Here is a 15,157-nt window from a genome sequence, read left to right as displayed (position 1 = left end):
AACAGTGTAGCCAAGAGTGAATAAAATGACTCTTTCTTTTTACACAATTATACGGACTTAATCGAAATAAACATTGGTTTAAGCTGATTTCGCAGGTATTATGCTTCAGAAATCTGGTTTATGATTATCTTACTGGAGCAAGCCTGCATAATTTGGCTTATGCGAGCCTGCTGGGGTTATGCGTTTAAAAAATTTGATTTTGCTGCCCGCTGCAGTTATGCAGGAAACTTGAATAATCCTAGTCTCAACTTTTGATATCAGCAAAAAGGTGGACCATCCAGCTTCCGCGGCGGGTGTTTACACATGAAAATAACTATAGCAAACACCGAGACTGGCAACCTTTTTATACAAATAATGTGTGCAAAAGGGAGGATGTTTATGAGAAAAACTTCGGTACGGTTAGAAAAGCGGAAAGAGAGAAGGAAAAAGCTCAAGAGCGGTGAGTCGGGCTGGGGCTTATTTATATTTGATGTCGTTTTGGAACTATTTGAATATATTATCATGGGGGTTGTTTATTTAATTAGGTTTGCTGTTAGACTAATCAATTGAGAAGATCCATAAACTTCTAATCAAACGCAGCAAATACCCGTTTTTTCCTCATACAAAAGGGGTATTTTTTTAATGAATCATGCATATTTTTTATCCTATCAACGGTAAGGAGTCAGTAAAGCCATCTAAATAACATTCTCGCTGCTGCGGCCCGCCGGAGCCGAATTGCAGAGGGCCAAACAGAGTATGCAACCCGAGTTTGGATCAGGATAGGCACGGTTCGGAGCTTCTTTATAGAAAAAAGATAAGTAAAATAAATATTAAACAAAGTCAAAGATTTTTATGGTGAAATTTTTCATAATGCGTTATGATATAACACAGTTGTGAATACATTAATTTCGCACTACATTTTATTAAAAAGGGAGAGATGTACAATGATTTATTTTATTGGGGCGGTTTATGTTATCGGGATCCTGAGTGCAATCTTCCTGGTCAGAAAGAAATCTTATTATGCAATACCTGTTATAGTAGGCGTGATCGGGTTGGATCTTATACTTGGCGGTACGGCACTGCACTCCCATTTAGCAAGTTTATCTGCTGAATATTCCGGGGTCAGCTATGTCGGCCTATCCGTATTCATCTTTTTAGCACTTATTGTAATCTAACTATAATCAATCTTTTAGAAGCTCCTTGTCTGCAAGGAGCTTCTTTTTGTGCTACTCTTTACTAATCCGGGGTGGTGCGCCCAAATAGCTGTCAGGTCATTGTTTACTCATAAATGTTAGTTATATAATTAAGCTATACGAAGTTGCTTCTCTTACATGCTTACAGGCAGCTGAGAGCCTATCTTTACATAGTATTTCTGATTTCGCATATATTGTTTGCGGTACAGAAGATGCGAGAGTCTTCTCAGGAACAGCGGGTCAAGGAGACCCACGAGACATTAACGGCCAGGAGAATCCGAAATACCTGAAAAAGAGCGGGCCTGCTACCTGCGGACATCAGGCAGGTTTAAGGAAGCTTTACATAAAATGAGAGCACTGAAAGAGGGGATACTTGATATGAGCAAAGATTCAATCCGGCAGATTGAGTATGATATCGCCATGCTGGTACGGCTGACGACCGCACATAGTCCGCGGTTAGGGAGCTTGGATCGTTCTGAATATTTGGTTCTTAGTGAATTGGACGAAAACGGTGCTATTGCGATAAATGTTCTTGCTGACCACTTGAAGCTTAACCTGTCTACAGCAAGCAGACAGGTCTCAGTGTTGGAAGGGAAAGAATTGATTCGGCGGTATCCTGATCCGCAGAATGGGCGGATCAGCTTAATAGAAATCACGCCAACGGGTAAAGCAATTCTTAAACGAGTCCAAATGGCCCGAAAAGAGGTTTATTCCGAAATACTGAAGAAGTGGACCGACGAAGAACTTCAATTATTGCAAGAGAATCTATCCCGCCTCAATCGAGATTTTAAAAGCTGGAGAAGGTAAAAAAGGGTGTTCCCGCAAAATTAGCAGGGACACCTTTTTCATTTAGAATAGAGCAATTGAATATGCCTTAAGAAAATAGGCAGGCACAAAGAATCGGACGGTTACCAGAGGATCGACAACCTGGCTTATTTGTGTCTGTCCTAAAGCACTGAACAGCATGGTCAATTCGTTGATCGATAAGTCGGTATGTGGAAGAATCAGGGATATCATTTCTTCAACAGATGTTTTGACAGCTTCGTCAAGCGTTTTGGCAGACACCAGGACAGCCAGTCCTTCTTCATTAATGAGAACAGGGTGATTGAGGGATCGGCCCTTGATTACATCTAATGTTACAGTTGCAGTGCCTGAAACTTCTATCCCGGATACACCCACTTCCCCATCTCCCATTGCAGCATGCATATCTCCGAGTGCAAACAGTGCGCCTTCCGTAAATACCGGGACATAGATAGTGGCGCCGGTAGTTATCAATTTAGTATCCATATTTCCTCCATGCGCCCCTGGAGTGCCGCATGAAACTTGAGCGCCCTCAGGAGCAACCCCGATGACCCCGATCATAGGGTTAAGAGGGATTTCAATTTTTTCATTGAAGATAGCCCTGTTACCCGAAATGGGTATCATTTTAGCTTCGAATTTTTCTAATCGGTGGCCCATGACTCCCAGATCTGGGCCTACGGTCATTACTCCTTGATTGGCCAGCTCAATATGTTCTATTTTCACTTTTAGGATATCACCAGGCTGTGCGGTTTCCACAAAAATGGGACCTGTAGCTGGATTGATTTGATCCCAGTTAATCGACGTAATCTCGGTTTCACTTGATGTGATTTGGTTTTGGAAGCAGTCATATGTATCTATCGATATGGTTGTGCCAGGCTTAACTGAGGCAGCTGGCTTATTATCTTTACTGAAAGCGTAAATGATATCGGTACATGAAAGGCTGGTGCTCACAACGATTCCTCCTGCAAGAAAATATATTTTTAATTATCATAATATATTGACTATTTAAAATCAAATTTGTAAACTGTTAACAATCTACAATTTAAGGTGGTGATGTTCAATCGGCATCTATGTTAATACACTCCAAGAGGAAGCTGTTTTTCAGATTAAGAAGCTGATTATTGAAGGGGAAATAAAATTAGGGCAGCAAATCAAAGAAGTAGAATTATCAAATCTGCTGAATATGAGCAGAGGACCCATCCGGGAATCATTAAGAATATTAAATCAGGAAGGGCTTGTGACGTATTATCCGCGCAGGGGGATGTTTGTAACAAGCCTGGAAAAAGCAGATATCAACGAAATTTACGACATCCGCCTGGCTCTAGAAAAAATCGCGGTTGAACTGGGTTTCTCATTCATTACAGAAGATACTCTTCAAACACAAATGAAGCTGGTTGAAGACATGAAGGTTAATTCACAGGAAAACCGTAAAGACAAACTGGTAGAATTGGATCTTCAATTCCATGAAACCATCGTAAGGCTGCCAGGGTACGCCAGGCTTCTCAATACTTGGGCTTCGTATAATGCCCTGATCGAACTCATCTTTGCCAAGGTTTTTGAGTTGAATGTTGAAAGCGGGGAAGACATTTCAGAAAATCATGAAAAGCTGGTGCAGGCACTTATAAAAGAGGATAAGAAAGCCTTCATTCAGGAGCTTGAAGATCACTATATGACAGCCAAACAAAATTTATTACATATATGGTAAGGAGAATGGAAAATGAGTAAGGATATCTCTCAATACTTAGTGGAACTTGACCGGATTCCAGGCGTTTCAGGTGCTGAAGAACTGGTTGCTGAATATGTGCAGACAGAATTAGAAGGGTATTACGATGAAAAGCATGCGGACAGTCTTGGGAATCAATTTTTTATCAAGAAAGGGAAGAATCCGGACTTAAAAATCATGCTGAGTGCCCATATGGATGAGATTGGATTTATTGTTCAATACATCGATAATCATGGTTTTGTGTATTTTGCACCAGCCGGGATGCACGATCCGAGAATGGTGATCAATCAGGTCCTAAATATACATACCGAAAAAGGCCAGGTAAAAGGCATTACTGGTGGTAAACCAGCTCATATTGTCACAGCTGAGGAAGCTGCAAAAGCGATTCCTATTTCGGAGCTGTTCATTGACCTGGGTACAGTTTCCAGGGAAGAAACAGAGGAACTGGGAGTCCAGATTGGCGATTACATCACATTTGACCGCGAAGGGCAATTTCTGAATAACGGCAAAGTATTTACAGGTAAAGCCGTCGATGACCGGTCTGGTGTTGCCGTTCTGATGGAAGTCATGAAGCAGCTGAAGAATAAGGAAATTGAAGCAACTGTTTATGGAGTCGCTTCTGTTCAGGAAGAAGTAGGAATCCGCGGCGCCGGGCCCGCAGCCTATCATGTAAAGCCTAATGTGGCACTGGCTATTGATGTTACTCTTGCTGGCGGGACACCAGGGCTCGAAGATAAGCAAATTCCAATCGGGCTCGGAAAAGGACCGGCTATCAAGTTTTTTGACTGGGCACCGCACTCAGCGATGATAGGAAATTCAGTACCGCGCTGGCTGACTCAAAAGCTGGTGAACGTTGCAAAAGAAAACAGCATTCCATTTCAGCGTGAAGTTCTTTTGAACGGAGCAACAGATGGCTGGGCGATCAGCCTCTCAGGAGAAGGCGTGGCAACGGGATGTATTTCACTGCCATCTCGCTATATTCATTCAGCAACAGGATGTGTCCATGTAGATAATCTGGAAAACGCAGCTGCACTTATTGTTAAATTTATAGAATCAACAAAAGAGTAATAGATTAAGAGGGGGAAAAGAAATGGCTCAGGCACAATTAAAGACAGGCACTGTTCCGGGTACACCAGGCGGAGGCACTAACCAGGAATTGAACCGGGTTTTAACATTTAAAGATTTGCTGGTTTATGGCATGGTATTTATGGTTCCTATCGCACCAATGGGTGTCTACGGAATGGTTTCGAATGAAAGCTTCGGCATGGTGCCGCTGGTCTATCTCGTAGGTATCATTGCCATGGTGTTTACGGCATTCGGATACAGCCAGATGAGCCGGGAATTCCCTGTCGCAGGCTCCGTTTATTCGTACGTACAGCGGGGACTGAATCCCCACATCGGATTTTTGGCAGGCTGGATGATTTTGGTCGATTATATCCTGGCGCCGGCCCTTTTATATGCATTCGGAGGGATTTGGATAAACAGTCTTGTTCCTTCCATTCCGATCTGGGTATGGGTACTTGCATTTGTCTTGTTTAATACGATGGTAAATGGCCGGGGCGTGGCCCTGGCTGCGAAAACGAACTTTATTCTGCTGGGTATTGAATTGATTGCACTGTTAATTTTTATAGGATACGCCGTTAAGTTTGTATTTATCGATGGAATGGGAACAGGCGGATTATCACTAGATCCGTTGTTCCAATCAGAACATATCAGTTTAGGATTTATTTCAACAGCGGCTAGTATAGCTGTATTGAGCTTTCTTGGCTTCGATGGAATCAGCACTCTTTCTGAGGAAACCAAGAATCCACAGAAGACAGTAGGAAAAGCGACCGTTGCAGCTCTTGTCATTCTTGGGTTGATATTTATGGTTGAAACATACATGGCCGCGCTGATCCATCCACAATATAAAGGGCTTGATCCAGATATGGGATTCTTTGATATTGCCAAAGAAGCCGGCGGGAATTTTCTGTACTACTTATTGATACTTGTGAATGTCGTGGCAGTGGCCATTGCCAATGCTCTTGCGGCACAATCAGCGATTTCACGTATTCTTTATTCCATGAGCCGTGACAAACTGCTGCCAGCATCAGGCTTTTTTGGGAAAATTCATCCTAGATTTAAAACACCGCTTAATGCCACGGTGTTCGTAGGTGTCATCTCCCTTGTCGTGGCACTGTCGCTGTCGATTGAAACGATTATTAAGTTTGTCAATTTCGGTGCTCTTACATCCTTTTTATTATTGAATGTAACAGTATTCGTTTATTTCTTTGTTAAAAAGAAACAAAGAGACACGAAAGGATTTTTCCAATATCTGCTGTTTCCGCTGTGTGGTTTTCTGATCATAGGTTATGTATGGTCCGGATTTGATAAAATGACGTTCGTCGTTGGTTTTAGCTGGCTTGCCGTCGGTGTTATAGTGGGGGCAGTGAAGTCAAAAGGATATAAGGAAATTCCCGATTCATTGAAAAATCTAGGATAATGTAAGGAGAAGCATATGCATTATATAAAGCGTGAGGAATCCATCTTTCAATTCTCTAAAAACAATAAACCTATATTGAACATCAAAAGCGGGGAAAGTGTCCAATTCCAGACATATGATTGTTTTTCCAATCAAATTACGAAGGAAAGTGATCTGGTCACTGCAATTGATTTTTCAAAAGTAAATCCGGCAACCGGTCCGGTTTATGTTGAAGGCGCCGAGCCTGGAGATATTCTAAGAGTAGAAATTAATGATATTACGGTTAGAGAATGGGGAGTCATCAGCACCCTGCCTGAAATGGGCACGCTGATACATCGGGCCGAAACGGCAACGAAAATCGTTCCGGTGGAAAACAGCTCGATTGCTCACTTTAATGATCGCATCCATTTTCCAGTAAATCCAATGATTGGCGTGATCGGGGTAGCTCCAGCCGGGGAAGATGTGCCAACCGGGCATCCAGGAGATCATGGAGGGAATATTGATAACCATGTCATTACCAAAGGCTCGATTGTCTATCTTCCTGTCAATGTACCAGGTGCGCTATTCGCTCTTGGCGATGTCCATGCTTCGATGGGGGATGGGGAGATCGGCGGAACGGGGATTGAAATTTCAGGAGAAGTTAAGAAGACCATTTCGGTCATTAAAGGAAAAACGATTCCGCGTCCTATGGTAGAAACAGCGGAAAGCTGGTATACAGTCGCTTCTGATCATGACCTCCAGACTGCTATCCGAGTGGCTTCTGAAGATATGCAGGATATAATTTCCGAGCACTGGGACCTTTCCAATACAGATGCATATCTGCTCATGTCCGTAGCGGGCGATGTTCAAATGTGCCAGTGCTGCAAGCCTTCGCCGGTTGAAGTGGTAACACGGTTCAGGATTCCTAAAATAGAAAACATGCCAAGATTTATAGATTGAATGTGACGGTAGACCCAATTGGGTTTACCGTTTTTTAGTTTCTAACAATCTGGAAGCGGCTTACAGTATCCGTTAATCCTGAGAAAAGAAATTCATGCCGTGCAGTCGGAATTTCGCGCTGGCCAAGGAGATTTCGAGCTGGGAGACCTGAATGTCTGGAAAACGAAGGCACTGAAGCAGGATTTTCGGCCATGGAGAACAGAATACGTAATGAAAAGGGAAAAACGCGCTAAACCTGCTAAAAAATACTCATGCTACCAGAAAGATGTACTGGATGGGTAATTCCGCGCCGAGGAAGCGGAGGTTCAAACAGAAAATTAGATTCTTGTCTTCGGAAAGTCCAAATTCCCAAAAATGCTTGAAGCTGAATTTAAAATAAAAAATAGTAAACTAATTTTAGGAGTACAATTCAAATTTCTGGAGTCTTTTTTAGTAGAAGCGAAAAAGGTGCTATCTCGGTTCTGCTTTTTTCCTCATGGTGAAAAAGAAATATCCCGCAATGAAAATGACAATAGCAGAAATGATTGCGTACCTGCTATATTTCGACAGAAGAAACTCAACGATCAACCACTCTTTACCCAGACTCCTTCCCAAAGAAATAAAGGTAAATGTCCATAATATTGCACCGGAATAGGCAAAGAAAGAAAATTTTCTATAAGAAAATCCATTAATTCCGGCTAAATAAGCAGTAACATGGCGGATACCCGGTATGAAATAGCCGGCCAAAAGAAGGATAGGCCCCAGCTTATTGAACAGATTTCTTGTTTTGGCCAGCCTGGCTTCAGACAAATGAATTTTTGGACCATATTTCCTCAAAAAGGGCATTCCTAATTTAATTCCTAAAAAGTAACTGATGGATATCCCCGCGATTGCACCAGCAGACGCACTTAATAACGATGGAATAAAAAGCATTTCTCCTTTAAATACCTGATAACCGGTAAAGGTGAGCAAAACTTCATCAGGCAAAGGCAGGCCAATGATCCCTGCTGCTAAAGCTGCAATGATTCCAATATATCCATAATGTTCAATTAAAATCGATATGTGCTGCTGCATTTAATCACCACAAGAAAGTATAAGTAAAGGCTTCTCTATTATATAAAATATCTTAGGCACTGCAAATCTAAACATTTTGTTTGCAAACAGCTGGAGCCTTAGGAACGACGTTTTGTCCCTTAGTCATTACCTCACTGTGGGAAATAATCGAGAAATGGGGACAGTCCCTATTTTCTGGTTAAAGGGCAATAAACTTAATCTCTTCTGTTGGAATCCAGGAATTCTTCCATGACCGATTCAAACCATTATCTATAACCTGCAGCAATGGATATAATGAAAAGGGAGACAACATAATTGGATTAAAAATACTAGGGGGATAACAGATGAGGTACGATTTCGATAAACAAATCATACGGACAAATACAGGTTCTGTGAAGTGGGATCATTCGGAGGCTATATTCGGGGATAAGGATATTCTTCCAATGTGGGTAGCGGATATGGATTTCAGGGCGCCTCAGCCTGTTATTGATGCGCTTAAGGATAAGGCGGAACATGGTATTTTTGGCTATACAAAAGGGATGGGTTCCTATCATGAGGCAATCATCGGCTGGATGCAGAAGCGGCATAATTGGAGTATTCAGGGTGAATGGATCTGCCATAGCCCTGGAGTCGTGCCGGCTCTAAATGTGATTGTCCAAACATTTACCGAACCGGGAGATAAGATTGTTATTCAGCACCCTGTCTATCATCCGTTTACTAAAGTAATTGAAATGAACGGACGTACGGTGGTATCTAATCCGCTTAAGGAAGAGGATGGGCGTTATGTGATGGATTATCATGACCTTGAGGAAAAAATAGATGACCAAGTAAAGCTTATGATCCTGTGCAGCCCTCATAATCCAGTGGGCAGGGTATGGACAAGGGAAGAACTTGTTCAACTAGGTGATATTTGTTTGAAACACAACATCCTCATGGTTTCGGATGAAGTTCATGCAGATCTTATATTGGAGGGCGAACACCTCACATTTGCCTCCATTTCAGAAGATTTTGCACAAAACTCAATCATCTGCACGGCGCCGAGTAAAACTTTTAACCTAGCAGGACTGCAGACTTCTAATATCATCATTCCAAATGAACATAAAAGGGGAAAATTTCAAAAAGCCCTTGAGGCAAATTTTATGGGATCGATGAATACCTTCGGTGTGGCAGCAACGGAAAGTGCCTATCGGTATGGGGAAGAATGGCTGGACCAGCTCTTGGAATATATAAAGGGTAATTATGATTTTCTCAAAAGCTACCTTGAGGAGCATGTTCCCGGAATAGATGTATTTCCTCTTGAAGGAACATACCTGGCTTGGATTGATTGCCGTAAACTTGGACTGGATTACACAGCTCTTGAGGAACTCATCCATAAACAGGCAAGAGTGGCATTTAATCAAGGCTATATCTTTGGAAGCGGCGGCGAAGGTTTTATCCGCATGAATATCGCCTGTCCCCGATCTATCCTGGAAGAAGGGTTACAGCGTATAGAGAGAGTTATGAATAGTTTATAGGAGATTAAAGCAGGATAGATCCCGATCGTACTCGACCGGGGTCTATTTTCGTTTGGACGCTACTTTATCCTTTATCGCAAGAAAGTGGTATTGTATACTTTTAAGTAATGTCTTAGATAGCGCTTTCAAACAAATTTTAGGGGTGTGTATATGATTAATGTTGCTTTATTAAGCAGATGGCATGTTCATGCAGACGAATATGCAGAGCAGGCTCAAAATAATCCGGACTTATCGATAAAAATGGTTTGGGATGAAAATGAGACCCGCGGCAGAGAATGGGGTCAGTCCCTTGGAGTCCCGTTTGAGCAGGATTTGCATGCGGTTTTAACAAATGACAGTATCGATGCCGTAATTGTAGCTTCTCCTACCAGCATGCATAAGGACATTATGATGGCAGCAGCAAGAAACAAAAAACATATCTTTTCTGAAAAAGTATTGGCCATCACCGTTCAGGATGCGCGGGAAATTCTCCAGGCTGTCAAAGAAAATGAGGTGCTGCTCACGCTCTCATTGCCAAGATTAACAGCACCTTATTATTTATATGCGCAGCAAGTGATGGATCAGGGCCTCCTCGGAAAATTGACCACCGTACGCTGCCGTGTTGCCCACAACGGGGCTGTAAAGACTGAGGAGAATCCACATGGATGGCTGCCGCAGCATTTTTACAATAAGGAGCAGTGCGGAGGGGGAGCCTTCATAGATCTTGGTGCACATCCAATCTATTTAACAAACCGTCTGGCCGGGAATGTAAGAGCCGTAACCGCACGTTTACAGACGCACGGGCATGATGTGGACGTAAATTCGGCTGTACTGGTGGAATATGATTCAGGTGCGCTCGGCATTCTTGAAACAGGTTTTGTCTCCAGCGGCAGCCCATTCCAGCTTGAACTATATGGGACAGAGGGTACACTCCTAATCGAGGATTCAAAGGTAAAGATCAGAACCCAGCAGTCCCGCGAATGGAAGATACCTGAAATGCCCGAAAGTATCGCCATGCCAATCGATCAATGGGCACGTGCCCTTGTTTCCGGAAAGCAGCCTGATATAACACTGGAAGATGCTTTTAATCTGACTCTTGTAAATGAACTCGCTGCAATCTCCAATCGAGAAGGACGCCGGCTTGAGTCGGCCGAGCTTCTAACTAAGATATAATACTTTTGGAAAGAGGCATTTCTCCTGGAGAAGTGTCCTTTTTTAGTTTGAGGAGGAATGCCTTCTTAAAGGAGCGGTTAAGCAAAACCACCTATAACAGTTTAACTTGCCAGCATGCGGGTAATAAAACACTATAACAATCAAGGAGGAGACAGGATGAAGATTATTTTATACTTAAGTGTCGCCGTCATTGCAGTTGCATTTGTATTATTAGTAGTTTATTTGACAAGAACGTTAAAGGCATTGGAGAAAACCATGCTGACGGTTTCCGATACCATTTCACGCCTGGAAAATCAGCTGCAGGGAGTAACAGTAGAGACAGCTCAGCTCCTTCATAAAACAAATGCGCTGGCTGAGAATATTCAGGAAAAATCGGAGAATCTCGATTCAATCTTTGTGAATGTGAAAAACGTCGGCAACTCACTGCAGGGATTCAATTCCTCTCTTCAGCATGTTTCTGCTAAAGCCCAGAACAAACTGGATGGAAATCAGGACAAAATCGCCAATATCATTAAGTGGACGAACGTTTCAAGAGAGCTTTATACAAAATGGAAAAGCAGAAAGGCTGAAAAAGCTTCTGTACCAACAGTCGATATGAGGACCCAGAATTCCCTGGGAAGAAATATGTAAAGGAAAAAAAGAGATTTCACTTGGAAATCTCTTTTTTTTTGCGTATGAGCAACAGCCCCCGACATCATCTCTGAATCTGGTCTATCTTTTATAGTTCTTCCCTGACTTCTTGCTGGGGAGCCCCGTCTTGAACTTTTTTCATTAACGGCAGCAGCGTGATGATACCTACAGCCAGTAACAAGGCTGAAATTTCATACATAAGAACGATAGATAAATGGGTTTTTAGCCATCCGGAAAGTGACATGGTAATGACCATGGCGCCCATGAACAGAGGATTTAAGATACCATTGACCCTGCCGATGAAAGCTTCATCCGTATTTTGCAAAATCATCGTATTGATTCCGATGTGGATGCACGGCATGAAGACTCCCGCGAAAAACTGGAACGCTAGAGTAAGCCAGAGGGCGGTTGATAAACTCATCCCGACAAATCCAATCGCACTTGCCGCCATTCCCAGGGCAAGAAGCACTTGCGGCAGGAATTTTTTAGCCATGGCCATGGTCAGCCCTCCCCCAAGGATCATACCGATACCGAAGGCAGCCATCAGCCACTGGAGATGTTCCTTCGGCAGACCGAGGCGCTCGGTAATTAAAAACACACCCAGGGGCTGAGTGAGGCCGATTGCAAGTCCTGCCGCAGCAAAGCATGCTCCAAGTAATGTCAGCGGTTTGCTGTTCCAGACATATCTAAAGCCGTCTTTCATTTCCTTGAGGATTGATGTACTTCCTTGAGTCTGTTCCGGTGCACGATCCGCAGGAAGCATCACCAGCACAGCCGCTGAGCAGATAAAAGCGACTCCCATTACACCAATTGAAGCCATAATGCCAAATTTCTGATACACAAAGGTCCCTATAACCGGGCCAAGGATCATAAATAAGGCAAATACGGTCTGATACATGCTCATCCCCATCTGTACCAATTCCGGTGGGACATGTAATTTAAATAATTTCATTCCAGATGGCTGGGAAAACTGCGACAGGATGGAAGACACAAGTGTTGCAAAGAAAATAACCTTCCAGCTCCCAAAGAATAGCGTTAACAGAACTACGAATATAGAAACGGCACTTAAAATATCGCACCAGATCATCGTCCGCTTCGGCCGCCATCGGTCGGCAAACGTCCCTCCAATGAAGGAAAAAAGAAAAATGGGTGCAAATTCAGCCACTGAAATCATCGAAACAGCCACTGGATTTTCATTTGTCTTTTCAATTACGTACAGTAAAATAGAATAATTTCGAACCCAGATCCCAATCTGCAGGAAAAAAACAGACAACAGAATCGTTCTTATAACTTGATTTTGAAACATCGATCCAATCGTAATTTTGGGTACTGCAGTTTCAGTCATAAAAAAACCTCCCTTTCCGTTCTGGACAGGAGGCACTTGTAAGAGGACATAAAATACCGGATATACACACTATAACATGTGTATTCTTCTTTTATGGCTGCATCAAAGGCACACTAACCCTATCCAGAAATAAACGTACGCATTAGCTTATACGAATGTTCTCTAAAATAGAATTAGTAGATCATCGCCCTTAGTCACCCTTTTCGTAAAAATAATATCCTTATACTATCTTATAACTACCTGCAAATCAATATGCAATCGTTCGAGTTATACCTACAATTCTAGACCTTTTATGTGACAATTCAGTGTCCCTGGGAAACTGGGTACACCAAAGTAAGTTGTCTTTTACACTCACTTCTTAAAAGCTTATTATGCCCCATAAAAACAAATTTAACCGTCCATCTTAAATCCATGTATCAAAGTGTCCGGGTGCGTTAGGGCCGTTAAGTATGAAAACGAAGTCCCGCTGGTTGCGAAGGACAAAAGGTAGTAAAAGAGTGAGAGAAAAGTACTTCATGAGTTGGATGAAGGACACAAGGTGATAAATGAAGGAGAGAAAAGTCCTTCATGAGGGCGATGAAGGACAAAAGGTGGTAAATGAGTTAGAGAAAAGTCCTTCATGAGGGTAATGAAGGACAAAAGGTAGTAAATGAAGCAGAGAAAAGTCCTTCATGAGGGCGATGAAGGACAAAATGTAGTAGATGAAGGTTTGAAAAGTCTTCATGAGGGTGATGAAGGACAAAAGGTAGTAAATGAAGCAGAGAAAAGTCCTTCATGAGGGTGATGAAGAACAAAAGGTAGTAAATGAGTCCGGGAAAAGTCCTTCATGAGGGCGATGAAGGACAAAAGGTAGTAAATGAAGCAGAGAAAAGTCCTTCATGAGGGTGATGAAGGACAAAAGGTAGTAAAAGAGTGAGAGAAAAGTCCTTCATAGGGAAGATGAAGGATAACGTGAGACTGGTATTACGGAGTTACACCCAACACGCGGGTAATCGAGGTCATAATTAGTTGAAGGGAAACGTTGGAGGAACTTGAAATGTACAGGAGTAGAGAAATCATTCATTTTAATATCACGGGAAAATAAATCGCTTTTTTTCTAATAGTAAGTGGTTAAGAGTCTTTCTTTCCCGCTAAGACCTGCACAAAAAAATAATCTGGGGGACAGTACCCCCAGCATTTCAACAGTATTTGGTTGTGGGGCAGCAAGGCTCCGTTTCTTTCGCAAAAAAGGGTGTGCACGGCCCTTTTTACTGAAGGACGGAACGGCTCTTATATCATTTACCACCCCTCTCTTTTATGAAGTATGCAGCTTGATCGCCCGGGCCTATAAAATCGAGATCCGCCGGGGAGAATGCCAAGGAGTTTTTCTTTGCGGCCTCCATTCTGATTCGGATCCTTTCAAAGACGCTGTTTCCTTGCACAGATAAGGTTTCAAGAATGGTGAAGATCTTTAGCGGGTTCCCCCGTGATTGTTCCTCGGCGGCTGCTTCAGCAGCTGAAACATTTACCTTTCTTACAGTGCGGCTCATCTGTCTGGATTTTTCAGGATTTTTGGGATGTAGTTTGAGGATTTTCATACTTTCACTACCTTTCCGAAAAATAATGAGGGGTCGTCACTCCCTGTAGTAAGAAATTTCAACAGGAACAGGAAATGTTCCTCTATTTCAGAAGTTGTTTTCATCGTCAGTTTTTTTACATATTTTCGTGAAAAAACCCATTACCGAGCAAATACGGGGGAATCTACTATCGAAAAAAAGAGTTTACTGAGATAAGATGAATAATAAGAGAGAAAAAAATTGTGATTACAGGACATGACCTCCTTATGTAGAAAAATATCGTGGGGGAGAGAGTGAAGTGGCAGCAAAGGTCAAAACAGTAAAAATTGATGGTGAAGAAGTATATATATTTAACCATGCGATCTATATCTTTGAATCTAGCAGGGGATACAGCCTGGAGCTTGGCATGATCGTCAGCGAAATAGTAGAACAGAAATATAAAAAAGAAGAAAACCTGATTGTAGAAATAGAGTTAGAAGATGGACAGGAAATTCAGGCAATCATGCATAGGGGAGGAGTCGCCGGGCGGCTGCCTCAGCTTCAGTTATATTGTGAACTGGATGACATAAGTGAATATACCGATATCATGCATGTCCATGAAAACGAGGCTGTGTTTCCTGATATAGAGGAAGGCATTTCCATCGAAGATATCAGGAAAGTAGAAATGCCTGATGTGAAGGTGAAGCTGACTGCTACTCTGCCGATTGATCAGGCGGAATGGCTTAAAAGTTTAAAGAAAGGCCAGCTTAATACATTTTTAACAGAAGTAATCTATGAATACTGGAAGAAGGAAAGAGAGGATTAGACATGTCATTTAAAGATGGATAATTGA

At 42.4% G+C, this 15,157-nt stretch carries 16 protein-coding genes; 12 read left to right on the top strand and 4 right to left on the bottom strand.

Annotation, left to right across the window (positions count from 1 at the left end):
• Positions 1-378: 378 nt before the first annotated feature.
• The 3 genes from CUU66_RS24200 to CUU66_RS13410 all read left to right on the top strand — a co-directional run bounded on the left by CUU66_RS24200 (position 379) and on the right by CUU66_RS13410 (position 1,979).
• Positions 379-549: a hypothetical protein gene (locus CUU66_RS24200; protein WP_180955282.1), complete on the top strand. Its 171-nt coding sequence runs from the start codon at positions 379-381 to the stop codon at positions 547-549.
• 374 nt (positions 550-923) lie between these two features.
• The gene (locus CUU66_RS13415) at positions 924-1,154 is read left to right on the top strand and encodes a hypothetical protein (protein WP_101643008.1); all 231 of its coding nucleotides are present in this window, start codon (positions 924-926) and stop codon (positions 1,152-1,154) included.
• A gap of 396 nt (positions 1,155-1,550) precedes the next feature.
• Positions 1,551-1,979, top strand: a complete 429-nt coding sequence (locus CUU66_RS13410) for a MarR family winged helix-turn-helix transcriptional regulator (protein WP_101643014.1) — start codon at positions 1,551-1,553, stop codon at positions 1,977-1,979.
• 42 nt (positions 1,980-2,021) lie between these two features.
• Here the strand turns inward: CUU66_RS13410 and CUU66_RS13405 are convergent, their stop codons facing one another.
• The gene (locus tag CUU66_RS13405; RefSeq protein WP_101643005.1) at positions 2,022-2,924 is read right to left on the bottom strand and encodes an acetamidase/formamidase family protein; all 903 of its coding nucleotides are present in this window, start codon (positions 2,922-2,924) and stop codon (positions 2,022-2,024) included.
• Positions 2,925-3,033: 109 nt separating this feature from the next.
• Here CUU66_RS13405 and CUU66_RS13400 point away from each other — a divergent pair, with 109 nt between their 5' ends.
• From CUU66_RS13400 to CUU66_RS13385, 4 genes are read left to right on the top strand one after another with little or no spacing between them, the layout of a single operon-like run.
• Positions 3,034-3,678 carry a GntR family transcriptional regulator gene (locus CUU66_RS13400; RefSeq protein WP_308302493.1) on the top strand — a complete coding sequence of 215 codons (645 nt, stop codon included), beginning with the start codon at positions 3,034-3,036 and terminating at the stop codon, positions 3,676-3,678.
• Positions 3,679-3,690: 12 nt separating this feature from the next.
• Positions 3,691-4,764: a M42 family metallopeptidase gene (locus CUU66_RS13395; protein WP_101643001.1), complete on the top strand. Its 1,074-nt coding sequence runs from the start codon at positions 3,691-3,693 to the stop codon at positions 4,762-4,764.
• 22 nt (positions 4,765-4,786) lie between these two features.
• Positions 4,787-6,178 (top strand): APC family permease, encoded by a 1,392-nt coding sequence (locus CUU66_RS13390; RefSeq protein WP_101642999.1) that lies wholly within the window; start codon positions 4,787-4,789, stop codon positions 6,176-6,178.
• Between the two features lie 15 nt (positions 6,179-6,193).
• Positions 6,194-7,096 carry an acetamidase/formamidase family protein gene (locus CUU66_RS13385; RefSeq protein WP_101642997.1) on the top strand — a complete coding sequence of 301 codons (903 nt, stop codon included), beginning with the start codon at positions 6,194-6,196 and terminating at the stop codon, positions 7,094-7,096.
• Positions 7,097-7,546: 450 nt separating this feature from the next.
• Here the strand turns inward: CUU66_RS13385 and CUU66_RS13375 are convergent, their stop codons facing one another.
• Positions 7,547-8,149, bottom strand: coding sequence for a DedA family protein (locus tag CUU66_RS13375; RefSeq protein ID WP_101642992.1), 603 nt, complete (start codon positions 8,147-8,149; stop codon positions 7,547-7,549).
• Between the two features lie 323 nt (positions 8,150-8,472).
• On the opposite strand from CUU66_RS13375, the gene CUU66_RS13370 reads away from it, so the two are divergent.
• From CUU66_RS13370 to CUU66_RS13360, 3 genes are all read left to right on the top strand, one after another.
• Entirely contained in the window at positions 8,473-9,642 is a 1,170-nt protein-coding gene (locus CUU66_RS13370) for a MalY/PatB family protein (protein ID WP_101642991.1), read from the top strand.
• A gap of 150 nt (positions 9,643-9,792) precedes the next feature.
• The gene (locus CUU66_RS13365; protein ID WP_101642989.1) at positions 9,793-10,794 is read left to right on the top strand and encodes a Gfo/Idh/MocA family protein; all 1,002 of its coding nucleotides are present in this window, start codon (positions 9,793-9,795) and stop codon (positions 10,792-10,794) included.
• 156 nt (positions 10,795-10,950) lie between these two features.
• Positions 10,951-11,424 carry a DUF948 domain-containing protein gene (locus CUU66_RS13360; RefSeq protein ID WP_101642987.1) on the top strand — a complete coding sequence of 158 codons (474 nt, stop codon included), beginning with the start codon at positions 10,951-10,953 and terminating at the stop codon, positions 11,422-11,424.
• 88 nt (positions 11,425-11,512) lie between these two features.
• Here the strand turns inward: CUU66_RS13360 and CUU66_RS13355 are convergent, their stop codons facing one another.
• Entirely contained in the window at positions 11,513-12,769 is a 1,257-nt protein-coding gene (locus CUU66_RS13355) for an MFS transporter (protein ID WP_101642985.1), read from the bottom strand.
• Positions 12,770-13,418: 649 nt separating this feature from the next.
• Here CUU66_RS13355 and CUU66_RS24875 point away from each other — a divergent pair.
• Entirely contained in the window at positions 13,419-13,547 is a 129-nt protein-coding gene (locus CUU66_RS24875) for a hypothetical protein (RefSeq protein ID WP_257967991.1), read from the top strand.
• Positions 13,548-14,043: 496 nt separating this feature from the next.
• On the opposite strand, the gene CUU66_RS13350 is transcribed toward CUU66_RS24875, so the two are convergent.
• Positions 14,044-14,346: a hypothetical protein gene (locus CUU66_RS13350; RefSeq protein ID WP_101642983.1), complete on the bottom strand. Its 303-nt coding sequence runs from the start codon at positions 14,344-14,346 to the stop codon at positions 14,044-14,046.
• Positions 14,347-14,623: 277 nt separating this feature from the next.
• Here CUU66_RS13350 and CUU66_RS13345 point away from each other — a divergent pair, with 277 nt between their 5' ends.
• Entirely contained in the window at positions 14,624-15,130 is a 507-nt protein-coding gene (locus CUU66_RS13345; RefSeq protein ID WP_101642980.1) for a hypothetical protein, read from the top strand.
• The last annotated feature ends 27 nt before the right edge of the window (positions 15,131-15,157 follow it).

This window comes from Peribacillus deserti, assembly GCF_002863585.1.
GTDB classification, from domain to species: domain Bacteria; phylum Bacillota; class Bacilli; order Bacillales; family DSM-1321; genus Paraperibacillus; species Paraperibacillus deserti_A.
This window is presented reverse-complemented; position numbering and strand designations above follow the sequence as displayed.

Excerpts from the sequence above, each read along its gene's own strand:
- CUU66_RS13365 (WP_101642989.1), top strand. The coding sequence starts at position 9,793 with ATGATTAATGTTGCTTTATTAAGCAGATGGCATGTTCATGCAGACGAA.
- CUU66_RS13410 (WP_101643014.1), top strand. The coding sequence starts at position 1,551 with ATGAGCAAAGATTCAATCCGGCAGATTGAGTATGATATCGCCATGCTG.
- CUU66_RS13350 (WP_101642983.1), bottom strand. The coding sequence starts at position 14,346 with ATGAAAATCCTCAAACTACATCCCAAAAATCCTGAAAAATCCAGACAG.
- CUU66_RS24200 (WP_180955282.1), top strand. The coding sequence starts at position 379 with ATGAGAAAAACTTCGGTACGGTTAGAAAAGCGGAAAGAGAGAAGGAAA.
- CUU66_RS13375 (WP_101642992.1), bottom strand. The coding sequence starts at position 8,149 with ATGCAGCAGCACATATCGATTTTAATTGAACATTATGGATATATTGGA.
- CUU66_RS13390 (WP_101642999.1), top strand. The coding sequence starts at position 4,787 with ATGGCTCAGGCACAATTAAAGACAGGCACTGTTCCGGGTACACCAGGC.
- CUU66_RS13360 (WP_101642987.1), top strand. The coding sequence starts at position 10,951 with ATGAAGATTATTTTATACTTAAGTGTCGCCGTCATTGCAGTTGCATTT.
- CUU66_RS13370 (WP_101642991.1), top strand. The coding sequence starts at position 8,473 with ATGAGGTACGATTTCGATAAACAAATCATACGGACAAATACAGGTTCT.
- CUU66_RS13385 (WP_101642997.1), top strand. The coding sequence starts at position 6,194 with ATGCATTATATAAAGCGTGAGGAATCCATCTTTCAATTCTCTAAAAAC.
- CUU66_RS24875 (WP_257967991.1), top strand. The coding sequence starts at position 13,419 with ATGAAGCAGAGAAAAGTCCTTCATGAGGGCGATGAAGGACAAAATGTA.
- CUU66_RS13355 (WP_101642985.1), bottom strand. The coding sequence starts at position 12,769 with ATGACTGAAACTGCAGTACCCAAAATTACGATTGGATCGATGTTTCAA.
- CUU66_RS13415 (WP_101643008.1), top strand. The coding sequence starts at position 924 with ATGATTTATTTTATTGGGGCGGTTTATGTTATCGGGATCCTGAGTGCA.
- CUU66_RS13395 (WP_101643001.1), top strand. The coding sequence starts at position 3,691 with ATGAGTAAGGATATCTCTCAATACTTAGTGGAACTTGACCGGATTCCA.